Annotated in this window: 20 protein-coding genes, 1 pseudogene and 1 other annotated feature; all 21 genes and pseudogenes read left to right on the top strand. The window is 35.3% G+C overall.

Annotated elements, in window-relative coordinates:
• Window positions 1–16 precede the first annotated feature (16 nt).
• The 21 genes and pseudogenes from DWZ69_RS02845 (at window position 17) to rpoC (ending at window position 24,127) form a co-directional block, all read left to right on the top strand.
• On the top strand, window positions 17–1,378 hold the full coding sequence (locus DWZ69_RS02845; RefSeq protein ID WP_117998552.1) for a citrate/2-methylcitrate synthase: 1,362 nt from the start codon (window positions 17–19) through the stop codon (window positions 1,376–1,378).
• Between the two features lie 161 nt (window positions 1,379–1,539).
• Window positions 1,540–2,037: a transcription elongation factor GreA gene (greA, locus tag DWZ69_RS02840; protein ID WP_022165505.1), complete on the top strand. Its 498-nt coding sequence runs from the start codon at window positions 1,540–1,542 to the stop codon at window positions 2,035–2,037.
• Between the two features lie 11 nt (window positions 2,038–2,048).
• On the top strand, window positions 2,049–3,038 hold the full coding sequence (locus tag DWZ69_RS02835) for a WYL domain-containing protein (protein ID WP_117998549.1): 990 nt from the start codon (window positions 2,049–2,051) through the stop codon (window positions 3,036–3,038).
• A 27-nt stretch (window positions 3,039–3,065) separates the two neighbouring features.
• Window positions 3,066–3,692 (top strand): hypothetical protein, encoded by a 627-nt coding sequence (locus DWZ69_RS02830; protein ID WP_022165503.1) that lies wholly within the window; start codon window positions 3,066–3,068, stop codon window positions 3,690–3,692.
• Between the two features lie 44 nt (window positions 3,693–3,736).
• Window positions 3,737–4,660, top strand: a complete 924-nt coding sequence (locus DWZ69_RS02825) for a DMT family transporter (RefSeq protein ID WP_117998719.1) — start codon at window positions 3,737–3,739, stop codon at window positions 4,658–4,660.
• A gap of 127 nt (window positions 4,661–4,787) precedes the next feature.
• Window positions 4,788–5,336 (top strand): inorganic diphosphatase, encoded by a 549-nt coding sequence (locus DWZ69_RS02820; protein WP_117998545.1) that lies wholly within the window; start codon window positions 4,788–4,790, stop codon window positions 5,334–5,336.
• A complete protein-coding gene (locus DWZ69_RS02815) occupies window positions 5,323–7,164 on the top strand; it encodes an aminopeptidase P family protein (protein ID WP_117998542.1) in 1,842 nt (613 codons plus the stop codon). Before DWZ69_RS02820 ends, DWZ69_RS02815 begins: the two co-directional genes overlap by 14 nt.
• Window positions 7,154–7,405, top strand: a pseudogene (locus DWZ69_RS02810) (ATP-binding cassette domain-containing protein); the annotation flags it as partial. The gene DWZ69_RS02815 and the pseudogene DWZ69_RS02810, both read left to right, overlap by 11 nt.
• A 77-nt stretch (window positions 7,406–7,482) precedes the next feature.
• The gene (gene spoIIID, locus DWZ69_RS02805) at window positions 7,483–7,764 is read left to right on the top strand and encodes a sporulation transcriptional regulator SpoIIID (protein ID WP_022165499.1); all 282 of its coding nucleotides are present in this window, start codon (window positions 7,483–7,485) and stop codon (window positions 7,762–7,764) included.
• A gap of 502 nt (window positions 7,765–8,266) precedes the next feature.
• Complete coding sequence (locus DWZ69_RS02800) at window positions 8,267–9,268, top strand: rod shape-determining protein (protein WP_117998536.1); 1,002 nt, start codon at window positions 8,267–8,269, stop codon at window positions 9,266–9,268.
• Window positions 9,269–9,336: 68 nt separating this feature from the next.
• Window positions 9,337–11,607, top strand: coding sequence for an ATP-dependent RecD-like DNA helicase (locus DWZ69_RS02795; protein WP_118436083.1), 2,271 nt, complete (start codon window positions 9,337–9,339; stop codon window positions 11,605–11,607).
• Window positions 11,608–11,618: 11 nt separating this feature from the next.
• The gene (locus tag DWZ69_RS02790; RefSeq protein ID WP_117998529.1) at window positions 11,619–12,332 is read left to right on the top strand and encodes a ComF family protein; all 714 of its coding nucleotides are present in this window, start codon (window positions 11,619–11,621) and stop codon (window positions 12,330–12,332) included.
• 257 nt (window positions 12,333–12,589) lie between these two features.
• Window positions 12,590–12,739 carry a 50S ribosomal protein L33 gene (rpmG, locus tag DWZ69_RS02785; protein ID WP_022165495.1) on the top strand — a complete coding sequence of 50 codons (150 nt, stop codon included), beginning with the start codon at window positions 12,590–12,592 and terminating at the stop codon, window positions 12,737–12,739.
• An 18-nt stretch (window positions 12,740–12,757) separates the two neighbouring features.
• The gene (secE, locus tag DWZ69_RS02780) at window positions 12,758–12,958 is read left to right on the top strand and encodes a preprotein translocase subunit SecE (protein ID WP_022165494.1); all 201 of its coding nucleotides are present in this window, start codon (window positions 12,758–12,760) and stop codon (window positions 12,956–12,958) included.
• A gap of 24 nt (window positions 12,959–12,982) precedes the next feature.
• A complete protein-coding gene (gene nusG / locus DWZ69_RS02775) occupies window positions 12,983–13,504 on the top strand; it encodes a transcription termination/antitermination protein NusG (RefSeq protein ID WP_022165493.1) in 522 nt (173 codons plus the stop codon).
• A gap of 118 nt (window positions 13,505–13,622) precedes the next feature.
• On the top strand, window positions 13,623–14,048 hold the full coding sequence (rplK, locus tag DWZ69_RS02770; protein WP_022165492.1) for a 50S ribosomal protein L11: 426 nt from the start codon (window positions 13,623–13,625) through the stop codon (window positions 14,046–14,048).
• 82 nt (window positions 14,049–14,130) lie between these two features.
• A complete protein-coding gene (gene rplA, locus DWZ69_RS02765; RefSeq protein ID WP_022165491.1) occupies window positions 14,131–14,835 on the top strand; it encodes a 50S ribosomal protein L1 in 705 nt (234 codons plus the stop codon).
• A 101-nt stretch (window positions 14,836–14,936) separates the two neighbouring features.
• Window positions 14,937–15,095: a sequence feature (ribosomal protein L10 leader region), on the top strand.
• Between the two features lie 59 nt (window positions 15,096–15,154).
• The gene (rplJ, locus tag DWZ69_RS02760; protein ID WP_022165490.1) at window positions 15,155–15,649 is read left to right on the top strand and encodes a 50S ribosomal protein L10; all 495 of its coding nucleotides are present in this window, start codon (window positions 15,155–15,157) and stop codon (window positions 15,647–15,649) included.
• Window positions 15,650–15,726: 77 nt separating this feature from the next.
• The gene (gene rplL, locus DWZ69_RS02755) at window positions 15,727–16,092 is read left to right on the top strand and encodes a 50S ribosomal protein L7/L12 (RefSeq protein WP_022165489.1); all 366 of its coding nucleotides are present in this window, start codon (window positions 15,727–15,729) and stop codon (window positions 16,090–16,092) included.
• Between the two features lie 355 nt (window positions 16,093–16,447).
• Window positions 16,448–20,281: a DNA-directed RNA polymerase subunit beta gene (locus DWZ69_RS02750; RefSeq protein WP_117998522.1), complete on the top strand. Its 3,834-nt coding sequence runs from the start codon at window positions 16,448–16,450 to the stop codon at window positions 20,279–20,281.
• Window positions 20,282–20,299: 18 nt separating this feature from the next.
• Complete coding sequence (gene rpoC / locus DWZ69_RS02745) at window positions 20,300–24,127, top strand: DNA-directed RNA polymerase subunit beta' (RefSeq protein WP_118436081.1); 3,828 nt, start codon at window positions 20,300–20,302, stop codon at window positions 24,125–24,127.
• Window positions 24,128–24,231: the final 104 nt, after the last annotated feature.

Genomic DNA, 24,231 nt, shown 5'->3' with positions numbered 1-24,231 from the left:
AGTAAGAGGGGTATTTATGACATTAAAAAAAGAAGATATTTATGAATTTACAGAAAAATACAGCAAAGTGTGCTTAGAAAACGATAGTGTAGACAAAGAATTATTTACAAAGTATGGTGTAAAAAGAGGTTTAAGAGACTTAAACGGAAAAGGTGTTTTAACAGGTATTACAAATATTTCAAGAATTGAGTCATCGAAAATTGTAGATGGTAAAAGTGTTCCGTGTCCCGGAAGTTTGTATTATAGAGGATACAACATTAAAGATTTAGTTAAGGGATTTATGGAAGAAGGAAGATATGGTTTTGAAGAAACAGCTTATTTGTTACTGTTTGGTAATTTACCAAGTGAAGACGAGTTGAAGGAATTTAAGAAAATGTTAGCAGGCTGTAGAAGACTTCCAACTAACTTCGTAAGAGATGTTATTATGAAAGCACCAAGTTCAGATATTATGAACTCATTAACCAAGAGTATTCTTACATTGGCATCATACGATAAAAATGTCTCAGATACTTCATTAGAAAATGTTATTTTACAGTGTATTCAGTTAATTGCATTATTCCCAATGCTATCTGTATATGGATATCAGGCATATAATCATTATAAGAGAAACAAGAGTTTGTATATTCACAGACCAAAGCCGGAGCTTTCTACAAGTGAGAATTTGCTTAGAATTTTGAGACCTGACAAAAAATATACAGTCTTAGAGGCAAAAGTTTTAGATCTGGCGTTAGTTCTTCATATGGAACATGGCGGCGGAAACAACTCAACTTTTACAACAAGGGTAGTTACATCATCAGGTTCAGATACATATTCAACTATTGCAGCAGCCCTATCTTCTTTAAAAGGACCACGTCATGGTGGGGCTAATATAATGGTTGTTGAAATGTTTAAGGACATTAAGAAAAATGTATCTAACACAAAGGACGAAACAGAAGTTAAAGAATATTTAAGAAAAATACTTAATAAAGAAGCATTTAACAAAAAAGGTCTTATATATGGAATGGGCCATGCAGTATACTCAATTTCTGATCCAAGAGCTGAAATATTTAAGTCATTCGTTGAGAAACTTGCTAATGAAAAAGGTAGACAGAAAGATTTTGCTTTATATAGCATGATTGAACATTTAGCACCTGAAGTAATTGCTGAAGAAAGAAAAATGTACAAAGGTGTTAGTGCAAACGTAGACTTTTACAGTGGTTTGGTGTACAGTATGCTTGATATACCGGAAGAATTGTTTACACCTATTTTTGCCATTGCAAGAATCGTAGGTTGGAGTGCTCATCGTATAGAAGAGTTAGTTAATGCTGATAAGATTATGAGACCTGCTTATGTAAGCAACTGTGATTTCAATGAATATAAGAGTATTAGCGAAAGATAAATTGACAAAGTTTAAAGCCATGCTATTTTATATAGTGTGGCTTTTATAATAGGCTTGTGAAAGTGTAAAGCCGAAAACAGAGCCGGCAATGAATAGTACAATATAGATTAAGTGTTTAATAGTGTTTAATGATAGAGATTAAGAAAGTGGAGGAAATTAAAATGAAATTAACACAAAGCGATGTAGATAAGATTAAAGAAGAAATAGAACATAGAAAATTGGTTGTTAGAAAAGAAGCAATTGAGGCTGTAAAAGAAGCAAGAGCCCAGGGAGATTTAAGTGAAAATTTTGAATATTATGCAGCAAAAAAAGACAAAAATAAAAACGAAGGACGAATTAGATACCTTGAAAGAATTTTGAAAACAGCAACAATTATTTCGGACCAGTCAGAAGATGATGAAGTAGGCTTAAATAATACTGTAAAGATTTATTTTGAGGAAGATGATGAAGAAGAAACTTTTAAGATTGTAAGTACAATGCGCGGGGACTCTGTTAAGGGGAGAATAAGTAATGAATCACCTATTGGAGCAGCAATTATGGGACACAAAGTGGGAGATAGAGTTGAAATAAAAGTAAATGACAGCTATAGTTATTATGTAGTCATAAAAGAAATCGTAAATACCGGAGAAGAAGAAACAGATACTATAAGAACTTACTAAGGAGAAGGAATATGGCAAAATCTGAAAATCAAAAACAGAAAATTTTAGTGTTGCTTGACTTGTTTAAAAGCAAAACAGATGAGGAACATGGTGTAACAACATCTGATATTATAGACTATTTGGCAGAGCATGGCATAAAGGCAGAAAGAAAAACTGTTTATGCTGATTTGAATACCCTAAAAGAATATGGTTATGAAATTTCAAAAGAGAAGAAAGATGGAAATTATTATTATACTCTTTTGGATCGTGATTTTCAGTTGCCGGAATTGAAACTGTTAGTTGATGCTGTTCAGGCGTCAAAATTTATATCTGCAAAAAAGTCCAGTGAGTTAATAAAGAAAATAGAAAACTTAGCCAGTGTTTATCAGGCAAAGCAGTTACAACGACAGGTTTTTGTAAGTAATCGTATAAAAACAAATTACGAAAATGTTTACTACAATGTGGATGAATTAAATCTTGCAATTAACGAAAACAGAAAAATAAAATTTGACTATTATGAGTGGAATCTTTCAAAGGAGATGGTTTTGCGAAAGAACGGTCACAAGAATGATATTAGTCCATGGTCGTTGGCTTGGGATGATGAAAATTATTATCTGGTTGCATTTGATGGAAATAGTGGAATCATAAAACATTACCGTGTTGATAAAATGCGAAAAATAGAAATACTAGATGAAGCAAGAGACGGACGAGAAGAGTTCGAGGAATTTGATGCAGCAAAATATGCAAAGAAAGTTTTTGGTATGTTTACAGGTGATGAACAACGTGTGAAAATACAGTTTGCCAACAAACTTATTGGAGTTGTAATTGACAGATTTGGTCAGGATATTATGATTATTCCAAAAGGCGTGGACCAATTTGTTGTGAATGTAAACGTAAAAGTAAGCAACATGTTTTTAGGTTGGATAATAGGACTTGGAGATGGTGCCAAAATACTTGAACCTGAAAGTGTAGTTGATGAAGTTAAACAAATAACCGAGAGACTTAAGGAACAATATAAGTAATTAATAATTAAACAATTGGAGAGTTAAATGCTAAAAATATTTACAAGTTATACACCGGGAGCCGGAAAAAGTTATGCCATGCTTGAAAAAGCAATGGCGGAGCAGGCAAAAGGTAAAAAAGTTTTAATTGGCTTTCTAAATGGTGGTCATAGAAATATCGAATTAATAAAAGAAAAAAATCATATAGATAGCGCAATTTATAACGGAAAAGGTTTTTCGTATAAACAGATATTAGAAGAAAAACCGGACATAGTTGTGCTGGATGAAATGGGCATGAGGTCGAAAAATCATGGTTATATTTATGAAATAATTGAACTGTTATTAGATAATGACATTGATGTGTTTACATCTATTAACATCAAAAGATTTGACAGTATTAATCCTGAGTTTAAGAAGATAAGCGGTATTGGTGTAAAAAACATGGTACCGTCTAAATTTCTTGATATGGCAGATGAAATATATTTTATAGACAGAAGACCTGAACTTATGATCAGGGATTTCAAAAACGGAAATTTATTTAATAAAAGATATATGAAAAGCGGTATAATGAAAAAAAATTTTAGAAGAGACATATTGGAAAGCTATAGAAAAGTCAGCTTGGAGATTCTAAAAAAATATGGTGATAAAGTAACAGTAGTAGAAAGAAATGAATAAGAACGGAAGGATAAAATAATAAAATTATGCAAAGCGGTAATACAATGGAGAATAACAAACAAATCAAATTATCATGGACGCCAATAGTAATTCTTTTAGCAGGGGTATGTTGTTTGCTTTGGGGCTCGGCCTTTCCGTGTATAAAGCTAGGTTACAAATTTTTTAGAATAGAAAGTGGAGAGACAACTTCTCAGATTTTATTTGCCGGAACAAGATTTGCAATTGCAGGGGCAATGGTAATAATAACTTTCAGTATAATAAACAGAAAATTTATCAAGCCATCAAGTCCTGGAAAAATAGCAACGTTAAGCGTGTTTCAGACAATATTGCAGTATGTGCCGTTTTATATAGGACTTGCTCATACTACAGGAGTGAAGTCTTCCATTATTAACGGTTCGGCGGTTTTTATAACAATACTTATATCATGTCTTATTTTTAAACAGGAAAAATTAACAGGGAAAAAGATTATAGGTAGTGTTTTAGGATTTTTAGGAATTGTAATCGTAAATGTTGTTGGAAATGGTTTTGATTTGAGTTTTACTCTTTTAGGTGAAGGCTTTATTTTGATTTCTACAATATCATCTGCGTTTTCGTCTGCTTTTATTAAAAGATTTTCAAAGACTACCGATGTTGTAATGCTTAGTGGCTATCAGTTTTTCTTTGGTGGCGTTGTCATGGCAACAATTGGTCTCATAGCAGGAGGTAGATTAAACAGTGTGGCACCATATAGCTGGGTACTTCTTTGCTATATGGGATTCATTTCAGCGGCAGCGTATACAATTTGGAGTATCTTACTTAAATACAATAACGTATCAAAGATTTCAGCTTATAAATTTATGAATCCTTTATTTGGCGTTGTACTGTCATTTATAATTTTGCAGGAGAAGAGCCAGTTAGGAATCCAGACAGTAATTGCACTTATTCTCGTGTGTGCAGGAATTTACGTGGTAAATCGTGAAAATAAGTAAGGAAATATATGGATAAATCTCTTTTTATATGGAATTTACTGTGATAAAATATAATCATTATTAATAATGTTATAAAGAGTTGCAAACAGCAAGAATACATGCTTAGCTATTGCAGAAGGAGGAAGATATGAACATTATGCACGACATTGATCCGGAACGTATTTCACCTTCGGATTTTATTGCTACTATTGAGATTACAAAAGGAAGCAAGAAAAAATATGAATTAGATAAGGAAACAGGACTTCTGATTCTTGACAGAATACTTTATTCATCAGTTCATTACCCTGCCAATTATGGTTTTATTCCAAGAACATTAGATGAAGATGGTGATCCACTTGACGTATTGGTGCTTTGTTCGGAACCTATTGAACCGATGTCACTTGTAAGATGTTATCCAATCGGAGTAATGTATATGATTGATGGTGATGACATGGACGACAAGATTATTGCTATCCCATATGGAGATCCAACTTACAATTGTTATACTGACATTGAACAGTTACCATCACATATTTTTGATGAAATTAGAAACTTCTTTAACATCTACAAGTCATTAGAAGGTAAGAAAACAAAAGTTGATGAATTTGGTGGCCCAATTGATGCGGCAAAGATTATTTGCAAATGTATCGACTTATATAACGAAGAATTTGAAGGAGAAAGTCATGACAATAAATAAAAGACTTTCCGACCTGAGAAGTGAAATGAGTAGGCATGACATAGACATCTATGTTGTGCCTACTTGTGATTTTCATGGTTCGGAGTATATAGGAGACTATTTTAAAACAAGAGAATTTATAAGCGGCTTTACAGGGTCAGCAGGTACGGCAGTAATAACTAAGAACAAGGCGTATTTATGGACAGACGGAAGATATTTTGTTCAGGCTGAAAGTCAGCTAAATGACAGCTATAAACTTATGAAGCAGGGAGAAAATGGAGTACCTACAGCTGTACAGTTTATTGAAGAATATAATAGAGAAACAATAGAAAAAAATAAAGAAAGTTGCCATAAATTATCCAGAGAAAAAAATAAAGAAAACTGGGGGACGACAGTTGGATTTGACGGCAGAACAATACCATCTGACCTTGCAGAACACATTGAAAAACTACCGAATATTAATGTAGTTTGTGATTTGGATTTAATTGGAGATATATGGAAAGACAGACCTGAAATATCTCATGAGTCTGTTTGGATTTTACAGGAACAATATGCAGGAGAATCGCTAAAGGAAAAAATAAAAAAGATACAAAAAGAAATAGTAGCCAATGATTGCGATATTTTAGTTGATACATGTTTGGAAAATATTGCTTGGACACTTAATTTGAGAGGAAATGATGTAAAATGCACGCCTGTATTTTTAAGCTTTCTAACTATAACAGGTGATAATGTAACTTTATATATACAGAAACAAAGTTTGACAGCAGGAACAGAGTCATACCTTAAAGAGAATAAAGTTAATATAAAAGATTATTTTGAAATTTATAATGATTTAAAACAGTTAAAAGATAAAAAAGTCTGGCTTGATAAGTCATCAGCTAATTACAGAATAATTGAGACTCTGAAAAATAATAATAGGATATACAACAGAATGTCACCGGCACTAACAATGAAGGCAATAAAAAATTCTACTGAAATCAAAAATACTCGAAAAGCACATTTGCTTGATGGAATTGCAATGACAAAATTTATATACTGGTTAAAACACAATGTAGGAAAAGAGCCTATGGATGAGGTAATGTTGGGCGAAAAGCTGGAATATTTTAGAACAAAAACAGAAAGTTATGTGGAACCAAGTTTTGAACCCATCGTAGGTTACAACGACCATGGAGCTATTGTTCATTACAGTGCAACAGAAGAAACAAATTATACCATTACAGACAAAGGACTTGTTTTAATTGATTCTGGTGGACATTATTTAGAAGGCACAACTGATATAACAAGAACAATTAGTCTTGGTGAAGTTAGTGACAAAATGAAAAGAATGTACACAGCGGTTTTGAAAGGCCATTTGGCACTGGGAGATGCTGTATTTAAAAAAGGCAGTTCAGGAGTAACTCTTGATATTCTTGCAAGAAAACCACTTTGGGACTTAGGGCTTGACTATAACCATGGAACAGGTCATGGTGTAGGCTATTTGTTAAGTGTACACGAACCACCAAACGGAATAAGATATAGAATACTTAATAATCCGCAACTAAATCCTGAAATGAAAGCTGGAATGATTACAAGTAACGAACCTGGAATTTATCTTGAAAATGAATTTGGCATAAGAATAGAAAATCTGATTCTTTGTAAAGAAAAAGAAAACAATGAGTTTGGAGAATTTTTATGCTTTGAAACATTAACTTTAGTTCCTTATGATATAGAACTAATAGATGAAACAATGCTCACAGAAAAAGAAAAGGAACTTATTTTTGAGTATAACAGAAGAATAACAGATGCTTTGCAACCTTACCTGACAGCGGAAGAAAATAAATGGCTTGAAACATTGAACGAGAAACATTAAACGAAGAATTTTAAAATTGTCGGGAGGACAGCAGCAAAGGGTTGCTATTGCGAGAACATTGTCTTATGGACCGGAAATTATTTTAGCTGATGAACCAACCGGAAATTTAGACAAGGAAACTCAGGCAGAGATTATAGAAATCTTTAAGGAATTGGCACATAAAGAGAATAAATGCATAATTCTAGTTACACATTCCAAAGAAGTATCTGAGCAGTCAGATGTGGTTTACAAGCTTGCGTAGGAATAAATAAACGGTTTAGTTATATTTTGCAATTAATAATCATAATATAGAACAAACGAATATATGGGAGAAGCCCCATGAATGATTATATTGCAAAGAGAGCTGTGGCTGCAGGAGAATATCTGGTTTTGGCAAAAGCCACAGTAAGGCAAACAGCAAAGAAGTTTGGAGTTAGCAAGTCTACAGTGCATAAAGATGTATCAGAACGGTTAGTAGAAATAGATCCTGCTTTAGCAGCTAAAGTAAGAAAAATTTTAGAGAAAAATAAATGCGAAAGACATATACGTGGTGGGATTGCAACAAGAGAGAAATATAAGCGTGAGAGAAGTTTAAAAGATAAATCTGCTGCTTCTCGCTAATTTGGGTTCCCAGGATACATAAAAAGAAAAACACAGCAAAAAGTATGGGAGCATCTTTTTTGCTGTGTTTTTCTTTTTATGTGCTTGGTTAACGTGTTGAATATATTAAAGCCATATGCTAGGCATATGGCTGTTGTTTACGGGGGACCTAGCGGGAATCTCACCCGCTAGGTTGAGTATGAAAAACTTAAAATACGTCATTATAGGGTATGACGTATACAAACTATGTGCACCACTCTAGGTAGTACTCTGTTATAGTAAGGGACGAATATGAATAAAATATGAACAAAATGTAAAAAAACTCGAAAATCGGCGAAAATAATAAAAAATAATAAAAAATCGGAAAATGCTGATGAAAAACTGTGTAGATTTTTCCATTAAAATTGGAAATAAAACATATACATTATAAAAAAAAGTTGTTATACTTTACTTTAGTGTGGATATTCTAAAATATAGAAGTATATTTTATATATGGAAAAATGAATGACCAAAGGAGAACTAAATGTTTAATACAGATATAGGAATAGATTTAGGAACAGCAAGTATACTTGTTTACATTAAAGGAAAAGGCGTGGTTTTAAAAGAACCATCAGTTGTGGCTATAGATCGCGATACAGAAAAGATTAAGGCTGTTGGTGAAGAAGCAAGATTAATGATTGGACGTACACCTGACAATATTGTTGCAGTAAGACCTCTTAAGCAGGGTGTAATTTCTGACTATTCAGTTACTGAACAAATGATTAGATATTTCATACAGAAATCAGTTGGAAAGCGTTCATACAGAAAACCACGTATTTGTGTTTGTATTCCAAGTGGTGCAACAGAAGTTGAAACAAAGGCAGTTCAGGATGCGGCTTTTCAGGCTGGAGCAAGAGAAGTTTTCGTTGTAGAAGAACCTTTAGCAGCAGCAATTGGAGCTGGTATTGAAATAAAGAAGCCATGTGGAAACATGATTGTGGACATTGGTGGAGGTACAACAGATATTGCTGTTATTTCTTTAGGCGGTACAGTTGTAAGTACATCAGTTAAAGTTGCCGGTGACGACTTTGACGAGGCAATTGTAAGATACATGAGAAAGAAACATAATCTTTTAATCGGTGACAGAACTGCTGAAGAAATAAAAATTGGAATTGGTACATGCTATAACAAATCAGAAAATAAGAAGATGGAAGTGCGTGGACGAAATCTTGTTACAGGACTTCCAAAAACAATAGAAGTTACATCAGAGGAAACAGAAGAAGCTCTTAGCGATGTAACAACAAGTATTGTAGATGCTGTGCATCGTGTGCTTGAACAGACACCTCCGGAACTTGCAGCAGATATTGCTGTAAGAGGGATTGTTTTAACAGGTGGTGGCTGTTTATTACATGGCTTGGATCAGTTGATTGAAGCAAAGACAGGTATTAATACTATGACAGCGGAAGATCCAATGACTGCTGTAGCCATAGGTACAGGTCAGTATTTAGAATATATTGACGAAGAAGATGCAGAAAAAATAAAGTAAAATAAAATTAAACATAAAGGCTGTCCAAAGAAACATAGGGGCAGCCTTGTTTTGATAAAAGGAACAATATGAAATCATTAAGTGGATATGTAGAAAGCATAACTTTTAGAAATGAAGAGAATGGTTATACGGTTTTAACTTTATCTTATGGAAAAAAAGAAATAAAATGCACTGGTAATTTTGGATATATTTCAGAAGGTGAATATTTAGAAATAGAGGGAGAAGAAGTTTTTCACGATATTTATGGAGAACAGATTAAAGTAACTTCTTATAAAGTAATTCCTGCAACAGATGAATTGTCGTTGAAAAAATATCTTGGTTCAGGTGCAATTAAAGGTTTGGGTGCAGTGCTTGCTAATCGTATAGTTGATAAATTTGGCGAGGATACTCTTAGAATAGTAGAAGAAGAACCTGAAAGACTTGCAGAGATAAGAGGCATTACCATAAGAAAAGCAATGGACATTTGTGAGCAGGTTGAAGAGAAAAAAGACATGCGTGATGTTATGATTTTCCTTCAGGGATATGGAATCAGTCCTACATTAAGTAATAAGATTTACACAATGTATGGTCAGAAAGTTTATGACATTATAAAAACTAATCCTTATAAGTTGGCAGATGACCTATCAGGCATTGGTTTTAAAACGGCAGATGAAATTGCACGTCGTGCAGGTGTGGAAGTAAATGCTTCTATTCGTATTAAAAGTGGCATGTGCTATGCCCTGTCGGATGCATCGTTATCAGGACATACGTATTTACCAAAAGAAAAATTAGTTGAGAAAACAATTAATCTGTTAGGCTTAAGGGATCAGTATCTTAATGCAGACGGAACTTATAATATGGATTTACTGGATAATTGTTTTACGGAGTTGGTTTTAGAGAAAAAATTAATACTAAAAAATATTGAAGAAAAAGATGCAGTATTTCTATCTACATACTATTACACAGAATTAAATATTGCCAGAATGTTGTTGGAATTAAATATTTCTACACCGGAAGATGATTATATAATGGGTGTTAAGTTAGATACAATTGAAAAACTTTCAGGAGTAGAATTAGATGATTTGCAAAGAAAAGCTGTAATAGAAACACAAAACAATGGTATTACAATTATTACAGGTGGACCGGGTACAGGTAAAACCACTACAATAAATGCCATTATACAAATGTTTGAAGCTGATGGGTTGGAAGTTAGTCTTGCGGCACCAACAGGAAGAGCAGCAAAACGAATGAATGAGGCAACAGGTCATGAAGCTAAGACAATACACAGATTATTGGAAATTTCAGGTGGAGCATCAGAGGAAACAGGCAGAGATGAAATTGATGCAAAATTTGGCAGAAATGAACAAAATCCTTTGGAAACAGACGTAATCATAGTTGATGAAATGTCTATGGTAGACACTTTTCTTGTGCATGCGTTGCTGAAGGCCATAACAATAGGAACAAGAGTTGTTTTTGTTGGTGATATTAATCAGCTTGCAAGTGTTGGTCCGGGTAACGTTTTAAGGGATATAATAGAGTCGGAACAATTTAGCGTTGTAAGACTTACAAAAGTTTTCAGACAGGCAGGGGAAAGTGGAATTGTAACCAATGCCCATAAGATTAATAAAGGTGAACAGGTAGCGTTGGATAATAGCATGGGCGACTTCTTATATATAGAAAGAGAAAATGCACAGATGGCATTAAATGCTACAATTGGTCTTATGATGTCTAAATTACCTCAATATGTAGAAGCAAAACCAATGGACATACAGGTTTTGACACCTATGCGTGGTGGAATTTTAGGTGTAAATTCTTTAAATGAACAACTGCAGAAATACATTAATCCTCAGGATGAAAATAAACGTGAAAGAGAAATCGCAGGCATTATTTTTAGAGAAGGCGACAAGGTAATGCAGATAAAAAATAATTATCAGCTTGAATGGGAGCAGCGAAGTGAGGGTGGAAGAATATATGATAGTGGAACTGGAATTTTCAATGGCGACATGGGAATAATTACTACTATTAATAATACAACTAACACTATGGAAGTTGTTTTTGATGATGACAGATACGTTATATATGATTCTAAACAGGCTGAGGAATTAGAACTTGCGTACGCAATAACTATTCATAAGTCACAGGGTAGCGAGTATCCTGCAGTTATTATGCCTTTGGTTTCAGGTGTCTCAATGCTTATGACAAGAAATCTTCTATATACAGGTGTTACAAGAGCAAAAAAGTGTGTTTGTATTGTTGGTCGAAAAGAAACATTTTCGGCAATGATTGCAAATGAGGATCAGCATAGAAGATACTCGGGACTGAAATGGCAGCTTGTTAATTATTATAATGAAGAACAATAAATAAGGGGAACATGAAATATAGAAAAATAATACAGAAAATTTTTTATCCAAATGTTTGTCCTATATGCAATCAGGTTATAGGAATGAATCAAAGAATATGCAAAGAATGTAGGGATAAAATTAAAATAGTAAAAACGCCAGCCTGTCAAATGTGCGGTAAGCAGCTAACAAGTAATAATGCATTGTATTGTCAGGACTGTGCAAAAACCAAGCATGAATTTAACAAAGGCGTCTGCGTGTTTCAATATGTAGAAGAAATGAAATTAACTTTATACAGATTTAAATATGATAACAAAAGGTGTTATGGGGATTTCTTTGCTTATGTAGGAAACAGAAAGTATAGGAGCAAACTAAAACAATGGAAAATAGACAGAATTATGCCAATTCCAATGTACAAGGGTAAAGTGCAACAGAGAGGATACAATCAGGCAGAGGAGTTTGCAAAATACTTAAGTCACTACTCTAATATAACTTTAGACAAGACATCACTAATACGAGTAAGTGATACGAAACCTCAGAAAGGATTAAGTAGAAGTCAAAGAAGCAGTAACCTTAAGAATGCATTTGCAATTAAACCTGAAACATTAAAAGGGGTGAAATCAGTTTTGCTTGTAGATGACATATACACAACAGGCAGCACAATGGACGCATGCAGCAGACTTCTAAAAAGTGCCGGTGTAAAAGATGTTTATTTTATGTGCATAGCAACAGGCATTGACAAATAATTAATAGAAGATAAAAAACAAAGGAAAAATATAAACTGAAAAAAGATGCTCTGAATGTAAGTAAGCAGAATACAAGTATAAAATTATTTGCTGAAAACTAATTTCTCTAAATGTAAGTAAAAACTTATTGACGTAAATAAAATGATATGATATATTTATGTAGCAAGAGAAGAGGGGGTCTTTTTTTTTTGCAATAATTTATTGCTAAATATTACAAAGAAGTACCCTTAGGATAGAATAAAGCGGAGGTGAAACTCATGAGAACAAAGATTACATTAGAATGTACAGAATGCAAACAGAGAAATTATAATACAACTAAGGATAAGAAAACACATCCAGATAGAGTTGAAACAAAGAAGTATTGTAAATTCTGTCAGAAGCACACATTACACAAAGAAACAAAATAGTCTATTGGAGGTGGGATTATGGCAGAAGCAAAGAAAAAATCAGGCTTAAAAAATTGGTTTACTGGTTTAAAAGCTGAATTTTCAAAAATTATCTGGCCAACAAAAGCATCAATCGTAAGACAGACTGTTGTTGTTGTAATAGTCACTCTTATTATGGGAGTTCTTATTGGTTTGATCGATCAGTTAATACAGTTCGGTCTTAATGGAATTATTGGTTAATAAGAATATATAAGAGGTGAGTAAATGGCAGAGGCAAATTGGTATGTAGTTCATACTTATTCAGGTTATGAAAATAAAGTAAAGACTAATATCGAGCAATCTATTGAAAATAGAAAATTGCAGGATCAGATATTAGAAGTATCAGTTCCAACACAGGAAGTGGTAGAATTGAAAAATGGAGTAAAGAAAGTTTCGGAAAAGAAACTTTTCCCTGGATACGTGCTTATAAACATGGTTATGAATGATGACACATGGTATGTTGTAAGAAATACCAGAGGTGTTACAGGATTCGTAGGTCCGGGGTCAAAGCCAGTTCCTCTTACAGAAGATGAAATGATGACTCTTGGTGTCAAAACTAACGAAAGAATCAACGTTGATTTTGAAGAGGGAGAAATGGTTAATGTTATCGCAGGCGTTTGGGCCGGAACAGCCGGAGAAATCAAACGTATTGATGAAACAAGACAGACAGTCACAATTAATGTGGACATGTTTGGTAGAGAAACTCCGGTAGAGTTAAACTTTAACGAAGTTAAAAAGTTGAAATAAAGCCATTTAGGTTTTATGAAAGTGTATAATTACACTTATAGAAGAATGTTTCACGGTGCATCGTGAAGCAGTGGGAGGGGTTCCCGATAATACCACAATTTTTAGGAGGTGCCGAAAGATGGCAAAGAAAGTAGAAGGATACATTAAATTGCAAATCGAAGCTGGCAAAGCAACACCAGCTCCACCAGTTGGTCCAGCACTTGGACAGTGGGGATTAAACATCGTTCAGTTCACAAAGGACTTCAACGCAAGAACAGCTGATCAGCCTGGAATGATTATTCCTGTAGTTATCACTGTATATCAGGACAAGAGTTTTAGTTTTGTAACAAAGACTCCACCTGCAGCAGTTTTATTAAAGAAGGCTTGTAAAATCCAAAAGGGTGCAGGCAATTCATTAAAAGAACAGGTTGCTACAATTTCTAAAGCAGACTTACAGCAGATTGCTGAAACAAAGATGCAGGATCTTAACGCTGCAAACATTGAATCAGCTATGAGCATGATCGCAGGAACTGCTAGAAGCATGGGAATTAAGGTTGAAGACTAATCGACTAAAGGCAATAATTTAATCGAAAAAAGAATTGAAAAAACGTGGGAGGTATATCCGTTATTACCACGAGGAGGTTTAAATGAAGAGAGGTAAGAAGTATATTGATGCAGCAAAGACTATTGATAGAGCTGCTCAGTATGATACAGAAGAAGCAATTTCTTTAGTAAAGAAAAGTGCAGTTGCAAAATTTGATGAAACAATAGAATGTCACATCAGAACAGGTTGTGACGGACGTCATGCAGATCAGCAGATTCGTGGTGCTGTAGTATTACCTAACGGAACAGGTAAAACTGTTAAGGTTTTAGTTTTCGCTAAAGGTGCTAAGGCTGATGAAGCAGAAGCAGCAGGAGCTGATTTCGTAGGTGGCGAAGAATTAATTCCAAAGATCCAGAATGAAGGTTGGTTCGACTTTGACGTAGTTGTAGCTACACCTGACATGATGGGTGTTGTTGGTAGACTTGGTCGTGTACTTGGACCTAAGGGCTTAATGCCTAACCCAAAAGCAGGTACAGTAACAATGGATGTAACAAAGGCTATTGAAGAAATCAAAGCTGGTAAGATTGAATACAGACTTGATAAGGCTAACATTATTCACGTTCCAGTTGGTAAGGCTTCATTTACAGAAGAACAGCTTACAGAAAACTTCAACGCATTAATGGATGCTATCATTAAAGTTAAGCCTGCAGCAGTTAAGGGTGCTTACCTTAAGACTGTTACACTTACATCAACAATGGGACCTGGAGTAAAGGTTAACCCAACAAAGCTTACAAGTGCTAATGCTTAATTAGATTTTGCCTAATTGCATTAGAAAGTGTTTCTAATGCACACTGACAAAATATTGTAAACTTAGTTGACAATAAAATAATATTGTGCTAATATGCACAAGTGGTTGAAAACCAATTGCCGAAGACAGTAGGTATTTGTCGCTGATTTATCAGCTACGAATGTAAGTGCGAGAATGATTGTCGCCTACCGAGGGATTAAGTTAACAAACAAGACTTTATACCTCTCTGTCTTTAGGCAGAGAGGTTTCTTATATTATAAGAAATATAAATTCGTGCAATGAAGTTGACGACCTAAAATAAATAAGGAGGAAAACATTCATGGCAAAAGTAGAGTTAAAGCAACCTATCGTTGAAGAAATCTCAGAATTACTTAATGGCGCAGCTACAGCAGTTGTAGTTGATTATCGTGGATTAACTGTTGCTGAAGATACAGAACTTCGTAAGCAGTTAAGAGAAGCTGGTGTTGTATACAAAGTATACAAGAACACAATGATTAATTTTGCAATTAAGGATACTGAATTTGCAGATTTAGCTCAGCATCTTGAAGGACCTACTGCTATTGCAGTGTGCAAAGATGACGCTACAGCAGCAGCTAGAGTATTAGCAAAATTCGCTAAGACAGCTGAAGCTTTAGAAATCAAGGGTGGTGTAGTAGATGGTGTTTACTATGATCAGGCAGGAATTGCTCAGATTGCATCTATCCCATCAAGAGAAGTACTTCTCTCAAAATTACTTGGTTCTATGCAGTCACCAATTACAAACTTCGCTCGTGTTATTAAGCAGATTGCTGAAAAAGACGAAGAAGCAGCATAGAAATTAAGAAACAATTAAACAATGGACATAAGTTTATGAACATTCAATAAAATTAGAATAATTAGGAGGAATTTACAATGACAACAGAAGAAATCATTGAAGTAATTAAAGGTTTAACAGTATTAGAATTAAATGACCTTGTAAAGGCATGTGAAGAAGAATTTGGTGTATCAGCAGCAGCAGGTGTTGTAGTTGCAGCAGCAGGTGCAGAAGGCGGAGCAGCTGAAGAAAAGACAGAATTCGACGTTGAATTAACAGAAGTTGGTGATCAGAAGGTTAAGGTTATCAAGGCAGTTAAGGATGCAACTGGTTTAGGACTTAAGGAAGCTAAGGAAGTAGTTGACGGAGCTCCTAAGGTAGTTAAGGAAGGTGTTTCTAAGGAAGAAGCTGAAGCACTTAAGAGCCAGTTAGAAGAAGTTGGAGCAGTTGTAACTCTTAAGTAGTTATAAACTAATCTGATAAAAAAGAGAATTTAAGGGAATCGGAGAATATCCGGTTCCCTTTTTACGTATAAAAGAGACTCTTTGCCAAGCTTGGGAGTAATCCCTCACATAAAATAGATACAATTGAGTAGAATGATAATTTTTGCAAATTTTAATTTGCGATTTTTAGGGAAGTCAAAAAAAATAAAGTCTTGACTTTTTAAGAAAAAAATGGTAAATTCAAATATGCTATGCATTAAAGGGCGTATTGCGCCCAAATGAGAGCATTTTGGTTTACATAAAAACCAAAGAACTAATAAAATTAAGTGATAGCAACAAAATTTTTAATTATATTAAGACAAGGAGAGTAACGTCGATGGAGAAGAACAGAATCACTCCTGTTAAGGCAGGAAAAGGTATTCGTATGAGCTATTCAAGATCAAAAGAAGTTCTTGAAATGCCAAATCTTATTGAAGTTCAAAGAGATTCATATGAATGGTTTCTTACTACAGGTCTAAAAGAAGTATTGGATGATATATCCCCTATTGAGGATTATGCCCAAAACTTAAGTCTTGAATTTATTGACTTCAAATTATGTGAAGAAGATAAAAAGTACACTATTGAAGAGTGTAAAGAAAGAGACGCAACTTATGCTGCACCTTTAAAGGTAAAAGTAAGACTCCACAACAAGGAAACAGGTGAATTTACAGAACATGATATTTTCATGGGTGATTTACCACTTATGACTGCAACAGGTACATTTGTAATCAACGGTGCAGAACGTGTAATTGTCAGCCAGTTAGTTCGTTCACCAGGTATATACTATGTTATTGGACACGATAAGGTAGGTAAGGAATTATACACATCACAGGTAATTCCTAACCGTGGTGCATGGTTAGAATACGAAACAGATTCTAATGATGTTTTCTATGTACGTGTAGATAGAACAAGAAAAGTTCCTGTAACAGTTCTTATTAGAGCATTAGGTATTGGAACAAATGCAGAAATTATTGATTTATTTGGTGAAGAGGAAAAACTTCTTGCTACTTTTGAAAAGGATTCAAGTGATGATTACGAAAGCGGTCTTTTAGAATTATATAAGAAGATTCGTCCAGGTGAACCACTTAGTGTTGATAGTGCTGAAGCTATTATTTCAGGCATGTTCTTTGATGCAAGAAGATATGATCTTGCCAGAGTAGGTAGATATAAATACAACAAGAAACTTGCTTTCCAGAGCAGAATTGTTGGTCAGTTTTTAGCAGAAGATGTTATTAATACAACAACAGGTGAAGTTTTAGCAGAAGCTGGAACTAAAGTAACAAAAGAACTTGCTACAGACATTCAGAATGCAGCTGTTCCATCAGTAATGATTCAGACAGACGTTAAGAATGAAAAAGTATTATCAAACATGGCTGTTGACATTAACGCTTATGTTGATTTTGATTGCAAGGAATTAGGAATTTTAGAAAATGTTTACTATCCTGTACTTGCTGAAATTTTAGCAGAAAATGAAACAGAAGAAGAGTTAAAGGATGCTATTAAGAGAAATGCACACGAATTAGTTCCAAAGCATATAACAAAGGAAGATATCCTTGCATCAATTAACTACTTATTAAACATTGAATACGGTATCGGAAGTGTTGATGACATCGACCACTTAGGAAACAGACGTATTCGTGCTGTAGGTGAATTACTTCAGAACCAGTACAGAATTGGTCTTTCAAGAATGGAAAGAGTTGTTCGTGAAAGAATGACAACACAGGATCTTGAAGGAGTTTCTCCACAGACATTAATTAACATTAAACCTGTAACTGCAGCTGTTAAGGAATTCTTCGGAAGCTCACAGTTGTCACAGTTCATGGATCAGAATAACCCACTTGGTGAGTTGACACATAAGAGACGTTTATCAGCATTAGGACCTGGTGGTCTTTCAAGAGATCGTGCCGGATTTGAGGTTCGAGACGTTCACTATACTCACTACGGAAGAATGTGTCCTATTGAGACACCTGAAGGACCTAACATCGGTCTTATTAACTCATTTGCATCTTTCGCAAGATTAAATGAGTATGGATTTATTGAAGCTCCTTACAGAGTTGTTGATAAGTCAGATCCTGAAAACCCAAGAGTTACAGATGAAGTTGTATATATTACAGCAGATGAAGAGGATGCATATACAGTAGCACAGGCTAACGAACCATTAGATGAAAACGGCTACTTCATTAATAAGAACGTATCAGGTCGTTTCAGAGAAGAAACTTCACAGTTTGACAGAAAGAGAATTGATCTTATGGACGTTTCTCCTAGAATGGTATTCTCTGTAGCTACATCAATGATTCCTTTCCTACAGAACGATGATGCTAACCGTGCCCTTATGGGATCAAACATGCAGCGTCAGGCAGTTCCACTTATCACTACAGAAGCTCCTGTAGTTGGTACAGGTATGGAAGGAAAGGCAGCCGTTGACTCAGGTGTTTGTATTGTTGCAAAACGTGCAGGTGTAATTGAAAAGTCAACAGCAAGAGAAATTGTTATTAAGTATGATGATAATGGAGAAAAAGAATCATATCATTTAACAAAGTTTGCAAGAAGTAACCAGAGTAACTGCTATAACCACAGAAACATTGTTTTCAAGGGTGACCATGTAGAAGCAGGCGAAGTTATCGCTGACGGTGCTTCAACATCAAACGGTGAAATCGCTCTTGGTAAGAACCCACTTATTGGTTTCATGACATGGGAAGGTTATAACTACGAAGATGCTGTACTTCTTAGTGAAAGATTAGTTCAGGATGATGTTTATACATCAATTCATATAGAAGAATACGAAACAGAAGCAAGAGATACAAAACTTGGACCTGAAGAAATTACAAATGATGTACCGGGTGTTGGTGATGAAGCAAGAAAAGACCTTGATGAAAGAGGTATCATTAGAATTGGTGCTGAAGTAAGAGCAGGTGATATTCTTGTTGGTAAGGTTACACCAAAGGGTGAAACAGAACTTACACCAGAAGAAAGATTACTTAGAGCTATTTTCGGAGAAAAAGCAAGAGAAGTAAGAGATACATCACTTAAGGTTCCACATGGTGAAACAGGTATCGTTGTTGATGCTAAGGTATTCAAGAGAGAAAACGGAGACGAATTAGCTCCAGGCGTAAACGAATCAGTTCGTATTTATATTGCACAGAAGAGAAAAATCTCTGTAGGTGATAAGATGGCTGGTCGTCATGGTAACAAGGGTGTAGTTTCAAGAGTATTACCAGTTGAAGATATGCCATTCTTACCAAATGGTAGACCACTTGATATTGTACTTAACCCATTAGGTGTACCTTCACGTATGAATATTGGACAGGTATTGGAAATCCATTTAAGCCTTGCAGCTAAGGTATTAGGATTTAACATTGCAACTCCTGTATTTGACGGTGCAGACGAGTATGATATTATGGATACTCTTGAACTTGCAAACGATTATGCAAATACAGAATGGGAAGACTTTGTTGCTAAGTACAAAGACGTATTAAAACCGGAAGTTATGCAGTATTTAGAAGAACACCTTGATCATAGAGAAGAATGGAAGGGCGTTCCAATTGCTAGAGATGGTAAGGTTAGACTTAGAGACGGTAGAACAGGTGAATATTTCGATAACCCTGTAACAATCGGTTTCATGCATTACTTGAAACTTCACCACTTAGTAGATGATAAGATTCATGCTCGTTCAACTGGTCCTTACTCATTAGTAACTCAGCAGCCACTTGGTGGTAAAGCACAGTTCGGTGGACAGAGATTCGGTGAAATGGAAGTTTGGGCACTTGAAGCTTACGGTGCATCATACACATTACAGGAAATCTTAACATTTAAGTCAGATGACGTTGTAGGACGTGTTAAGACTTACGAAGCAATTATTAAGGGTGAAAACATCCCTCAGCCAGGTGTTCCTGAATCATTCAAGGTACTTGTAAAAGAACTTCAGGCATTAGCACTTGATATTAACGTATTAGACAAAGATAACAATGTTGTTGAATTAAAGGAAAGCATTGATTATGGTGAAACAAGCTTTAATGCTATCTTAAATAACGACAGCAAGAATTATAGTCAGAATAAAGAAGACAGCCAGGATTTTGCTAAGGCTGGATATCATACACAGGAATTTGTTGGAGAAGAACTTCAGACAGTTAATGCTGATGGAACAGTATTTGAAGACGGTCAGGAAAATTAATAGAAGGGAGATTTGATCATGGCAGATGTAAACGTAAGTGAACAGCTTGCATTCGATAAAATTAAAATCGGTCTTGCTTCACCGGAAACAATCAGAAAGTGGGCTACTAGAAAAGTAGGCGACAAAGAAGTTTTAGGCGAAGTAACAAAACCGGAAACAATTAACTACAGAACATTAAAGCCTGAAAAGGACGGTTTATTCTGTGAAAAGATTTTCGGACCTAATAAGGACTGGGAATGTCATTGTGGTAAATATAAGAAAATCAGATATAAAGGTGTAGTCTGCGATAGATGTGGTGTTGAAGTAACAAAATCAAGTGTACGTCGTGAACGTATGGGTTGTGTTGTTTTAGCAACTCCTGTATCACATATTTGGTACTTTAAAGGAATCCCTTCAAGAATGGGACTTATCCTTGATATTTCACCAAGAATTTTAGAGAAGGTATTATACTTTGCTTCGTATATAGTGCTTGATCCAATGGATACAACATTAGAATATAAGCAGGTTTTATCAGAAAAAGAATATAGAGAAGCTTATGAAGAATTTGGTGGAAAGTTTAGAGTAGGCATGGGTGCTGAAGCAGTTAAAGAATTGCTTCAGAGCATCGATGTTGAAAAAGAAGCTGAAGAATTAAAAGCTGAATTATTCGAAGCTACAGGTCAGAAGAAGGCTAAGATTGTTAAGAGACTTGAAGTGTTTGAAGCATTTAGAAGCTCAGGAAACAAGCCTGAATGGATGATTATGGATGTAATTCCTGTAATCCCTCCAGATATCAGACCTATGGTTCAGTTAGAGGGTGGTAGATTTGCTACATCTGACTTAAATGACTTATATAGAAGAATTATCAACAGAAACAATCGTCTAAAGAGACTTCTTGAATTAGGCGCACCTGAAATCATTATCAGAAATGAAAAGAGAATGCTTCAGGAAGCTGTTGATGCTTTAATTGATAATGGTAGACGTGGTAGAGCGGTTACAGGACCTGGTAACAGACCTCTTAAGTCACTTTCAGATATGCTTAAAGGTAAGCAGGGGCGTTTCCGTCAGAACTTACTTGGTAAGCGTGTTGACTACTCAGGACGTTCAGTTATCGTAGTAGGACCTGAACTTAAGATTTATCAGTGTGGTCTTCCAAAAGAAATGGCTATCGAATTATTCAAGCCATTCGTTATGAAAGAATTAGTAGAACAGGGTACAGCACATAACATTAAGGCTGCTAAGAAGATGGTAGAAAGACTTCAGACAGAAGTTTGGGATGTACTTGAAGAAGTAATTAAGGAACATCCTGTTATGTTAAACCGTGCCCCTACACTTCATAGATTAGGTATTCAGGCGTTTGAACCTGTATTAGTAGAAGGTAGAGCTATTAAGTTACATCCATTAGTATGTACAGCCTTCAATGCCGACTTCGATGGTGACCAGATGGCTGTCCATCTTCCACTTTCAGTAGAAGCACAGGCAGAATGTAGATTCTTACTTCTTTCACCTAACAACTTGTTGAAGCCATCAGATGGTGCTCCTGTAGCGGTTCCTTCACAGGATATGGTACTTGGAATTTACTATTTAACAATGGATAAAATGGTTGATCATTCTAAGGATGAAGAAATTGTCTCACAGGCAGGTGATAAGCTTTACAGTTCAGAAGAAGAAATTAAGGAAGCATTAGATGCAGGTAAGTTAGGTACACATGATTATATCAGATATGACGCTGGAGACAGAATTGTAGTATGTGAACCTATTGACGTTTTAGGACATTACTTTAGTGATGAAAACCAGGCTATTTTAGCTTATGAAAATGGTGATATTTCTCTTCATCAGAAGATTAGAGTTAAGAGAAAAGTATTTAACGGTAAGGGAGAAGAAGTTGAAGGCGTTATTTCAACAACACTTGGACGTTGCTTATTCAATGAAATTCTTCCACAGGATTTAGGCTTTGTTAAGAGAGAAACTGATGAAGATTACCTTAAGTTCGAAGTTGATTTCCACGTAGGAAAGAAAGGCTTAAAGCAGATTCTTGAAAAAGTAATCAACAATCATGGTGCTACAAAGACTGCAGAAGTTCTTGATAACATCAAGGCTATGGGTTACAAGTTCTCAACAAGAGCAGCCATGACAGTATCTATTTCAGATATGACAGTACCTGAAGCTAAGAAGACTATCTTAGCAGAAGCTGAAAAGACAGTAGATCAGATTACAAAGCATTTCCGCAGAGGTTTCTTAACAGACGAGGAAAGATACAAAGAAGTAATCGAAACATGGCAGGAAGCCGATAACCAGATTACAACAGCCCTTCTTGGTGGGCTTGATAAATACAACAACATCTTTATGATGGCTGACTCAGGAGCCCGTGGTTCTGACAAGCAGATTAAACAGCTTGCCGGTATGCGTGGTTTGATGGCTGATACAACAGGTAAGACTATCGAACTTCCTATTAAGTCAAACTTCCGTGAAGGACTTGACGTATTGGAATACTTTATTTCAGCCCATGGTGCTAGAAAGGGTATGTCAGATACAGCCTTAAGAACAGCCGATTCAGGATACCTTACAAGAAGACTTGTAGACGTATCACAGGATTTAATTATTCGTGATGTTGATTGTTGTGAAGGCAAGGCAATTCCATATATGGAAATTGAATCATTAATGGATGGTAGCGAAGTTATCGAAAGCCTTGAAGAAAGAATTACAGGCAGAACTGCAGCAGAAACAATGTATGATGCAGATGGAAATGTAATTGTTAAAGCAAATCATATGATTACACCTAAGAGAGCAGCAGCTATTATTGCTACAGGTGTTGATAAAGTTAAGATTAGAACAATTCTTACATGTAAGTCACATGTAGGTGTTTGTGCTAAATGTTATGGTGCAAACATGGCTACAGGCCAGAGAGTACAGGTTGGTGAAGCAGTTGGTATTATTGCTGCTCAGTCAATCGGTGAACCTGGTACACAGCTTACTATGAGAACATTCCACTCTGGTGGTGTTGCCGGTGATGATATTACACAGGGTCTTCCTAGAGTAGAAGAATTATTTGAAGCTAGAAAACCAAAGGGACTTGCAATTATTGCTGAGTTCGGTGGTAGAGCTGAAATTAAAGAAACAAGAAAGAAACGTGAAGTTGTTGTAACAAACGAAGAAACAGGAGAATCAAAGGCATATCTTATTCCTTATGGTTCAAGAATTAAAATCCTTGATGGTACAATGCTTGAAGCAGGTGACGAACTTACAGAAGGTAGTATCAACCCACACGATCTCTTAAAGATTAAGGGACTTCGTGCTGTACAGGATTATATGATTCGTGAAGTACAGAGAGTTTACCGTTTACAGGGTGTAGAAATTAATGATAAGCACGTTGAAGTTATTGTACGTCAGATGCTTAAGAAGATTAAGGTAGACACAGCAGGAGATTCAGAATTCTTACCTGGAACAACTGTTGAAGTTCTTAATTTCAATGAAGTAAACGAAGAACTTGAAGCACAAGGTAAGGAACCAGCAACAGGTACACAGATTATGCTTGGTATCACAAAGGCTTCACTTGCTACAAATTCATTCTTGTCAGCGGCTTCATTCCAGGAAACAACAAGAGTTCTTACAGAAGCTGCTATTAGCGGTAAGGTTGATCCACTTGTTGGTATTAAGGAAAACGTACTTATTGGTAAGTTAATTCCAGCCGGAACAGGTATTGAAAGATATCGTTCAGTAAAATTAAGCACTGATAAGAATCAGGTTTCAGAAGACGAAGAAGTTTTATCAGTTTCAGAAGACGAAGAAGTTTTAGCTGTTTCTGAAGATACAGAAGGAAATGAAACATTAGAAGTTTCTGAAACAATTGAAGTTACAGAAGAATAGTAGAGGATTATTAATCTGACACTAATTAAATAAGACAGTTCGAAACCATCCTGTCTATAAATAAAACTAGGGAGACAATCACACATGTGGTTTTAAAAGAGTGC

The organism is Eubacterium sp. AF34-35BH (assembly GCF_003477765.1).
In the GTDB taxonomy this organism is placed as follows: Bacteria; Bacillota; Clostridia; order Lachnospirales; family Lachnospiraceae; genus Eubacterium_G.
The sequence above is the reverse complement of the archived record's forward strand: the minus strand, read 5'-3'. Positions and strand labels throughout refer to the sequence as shown.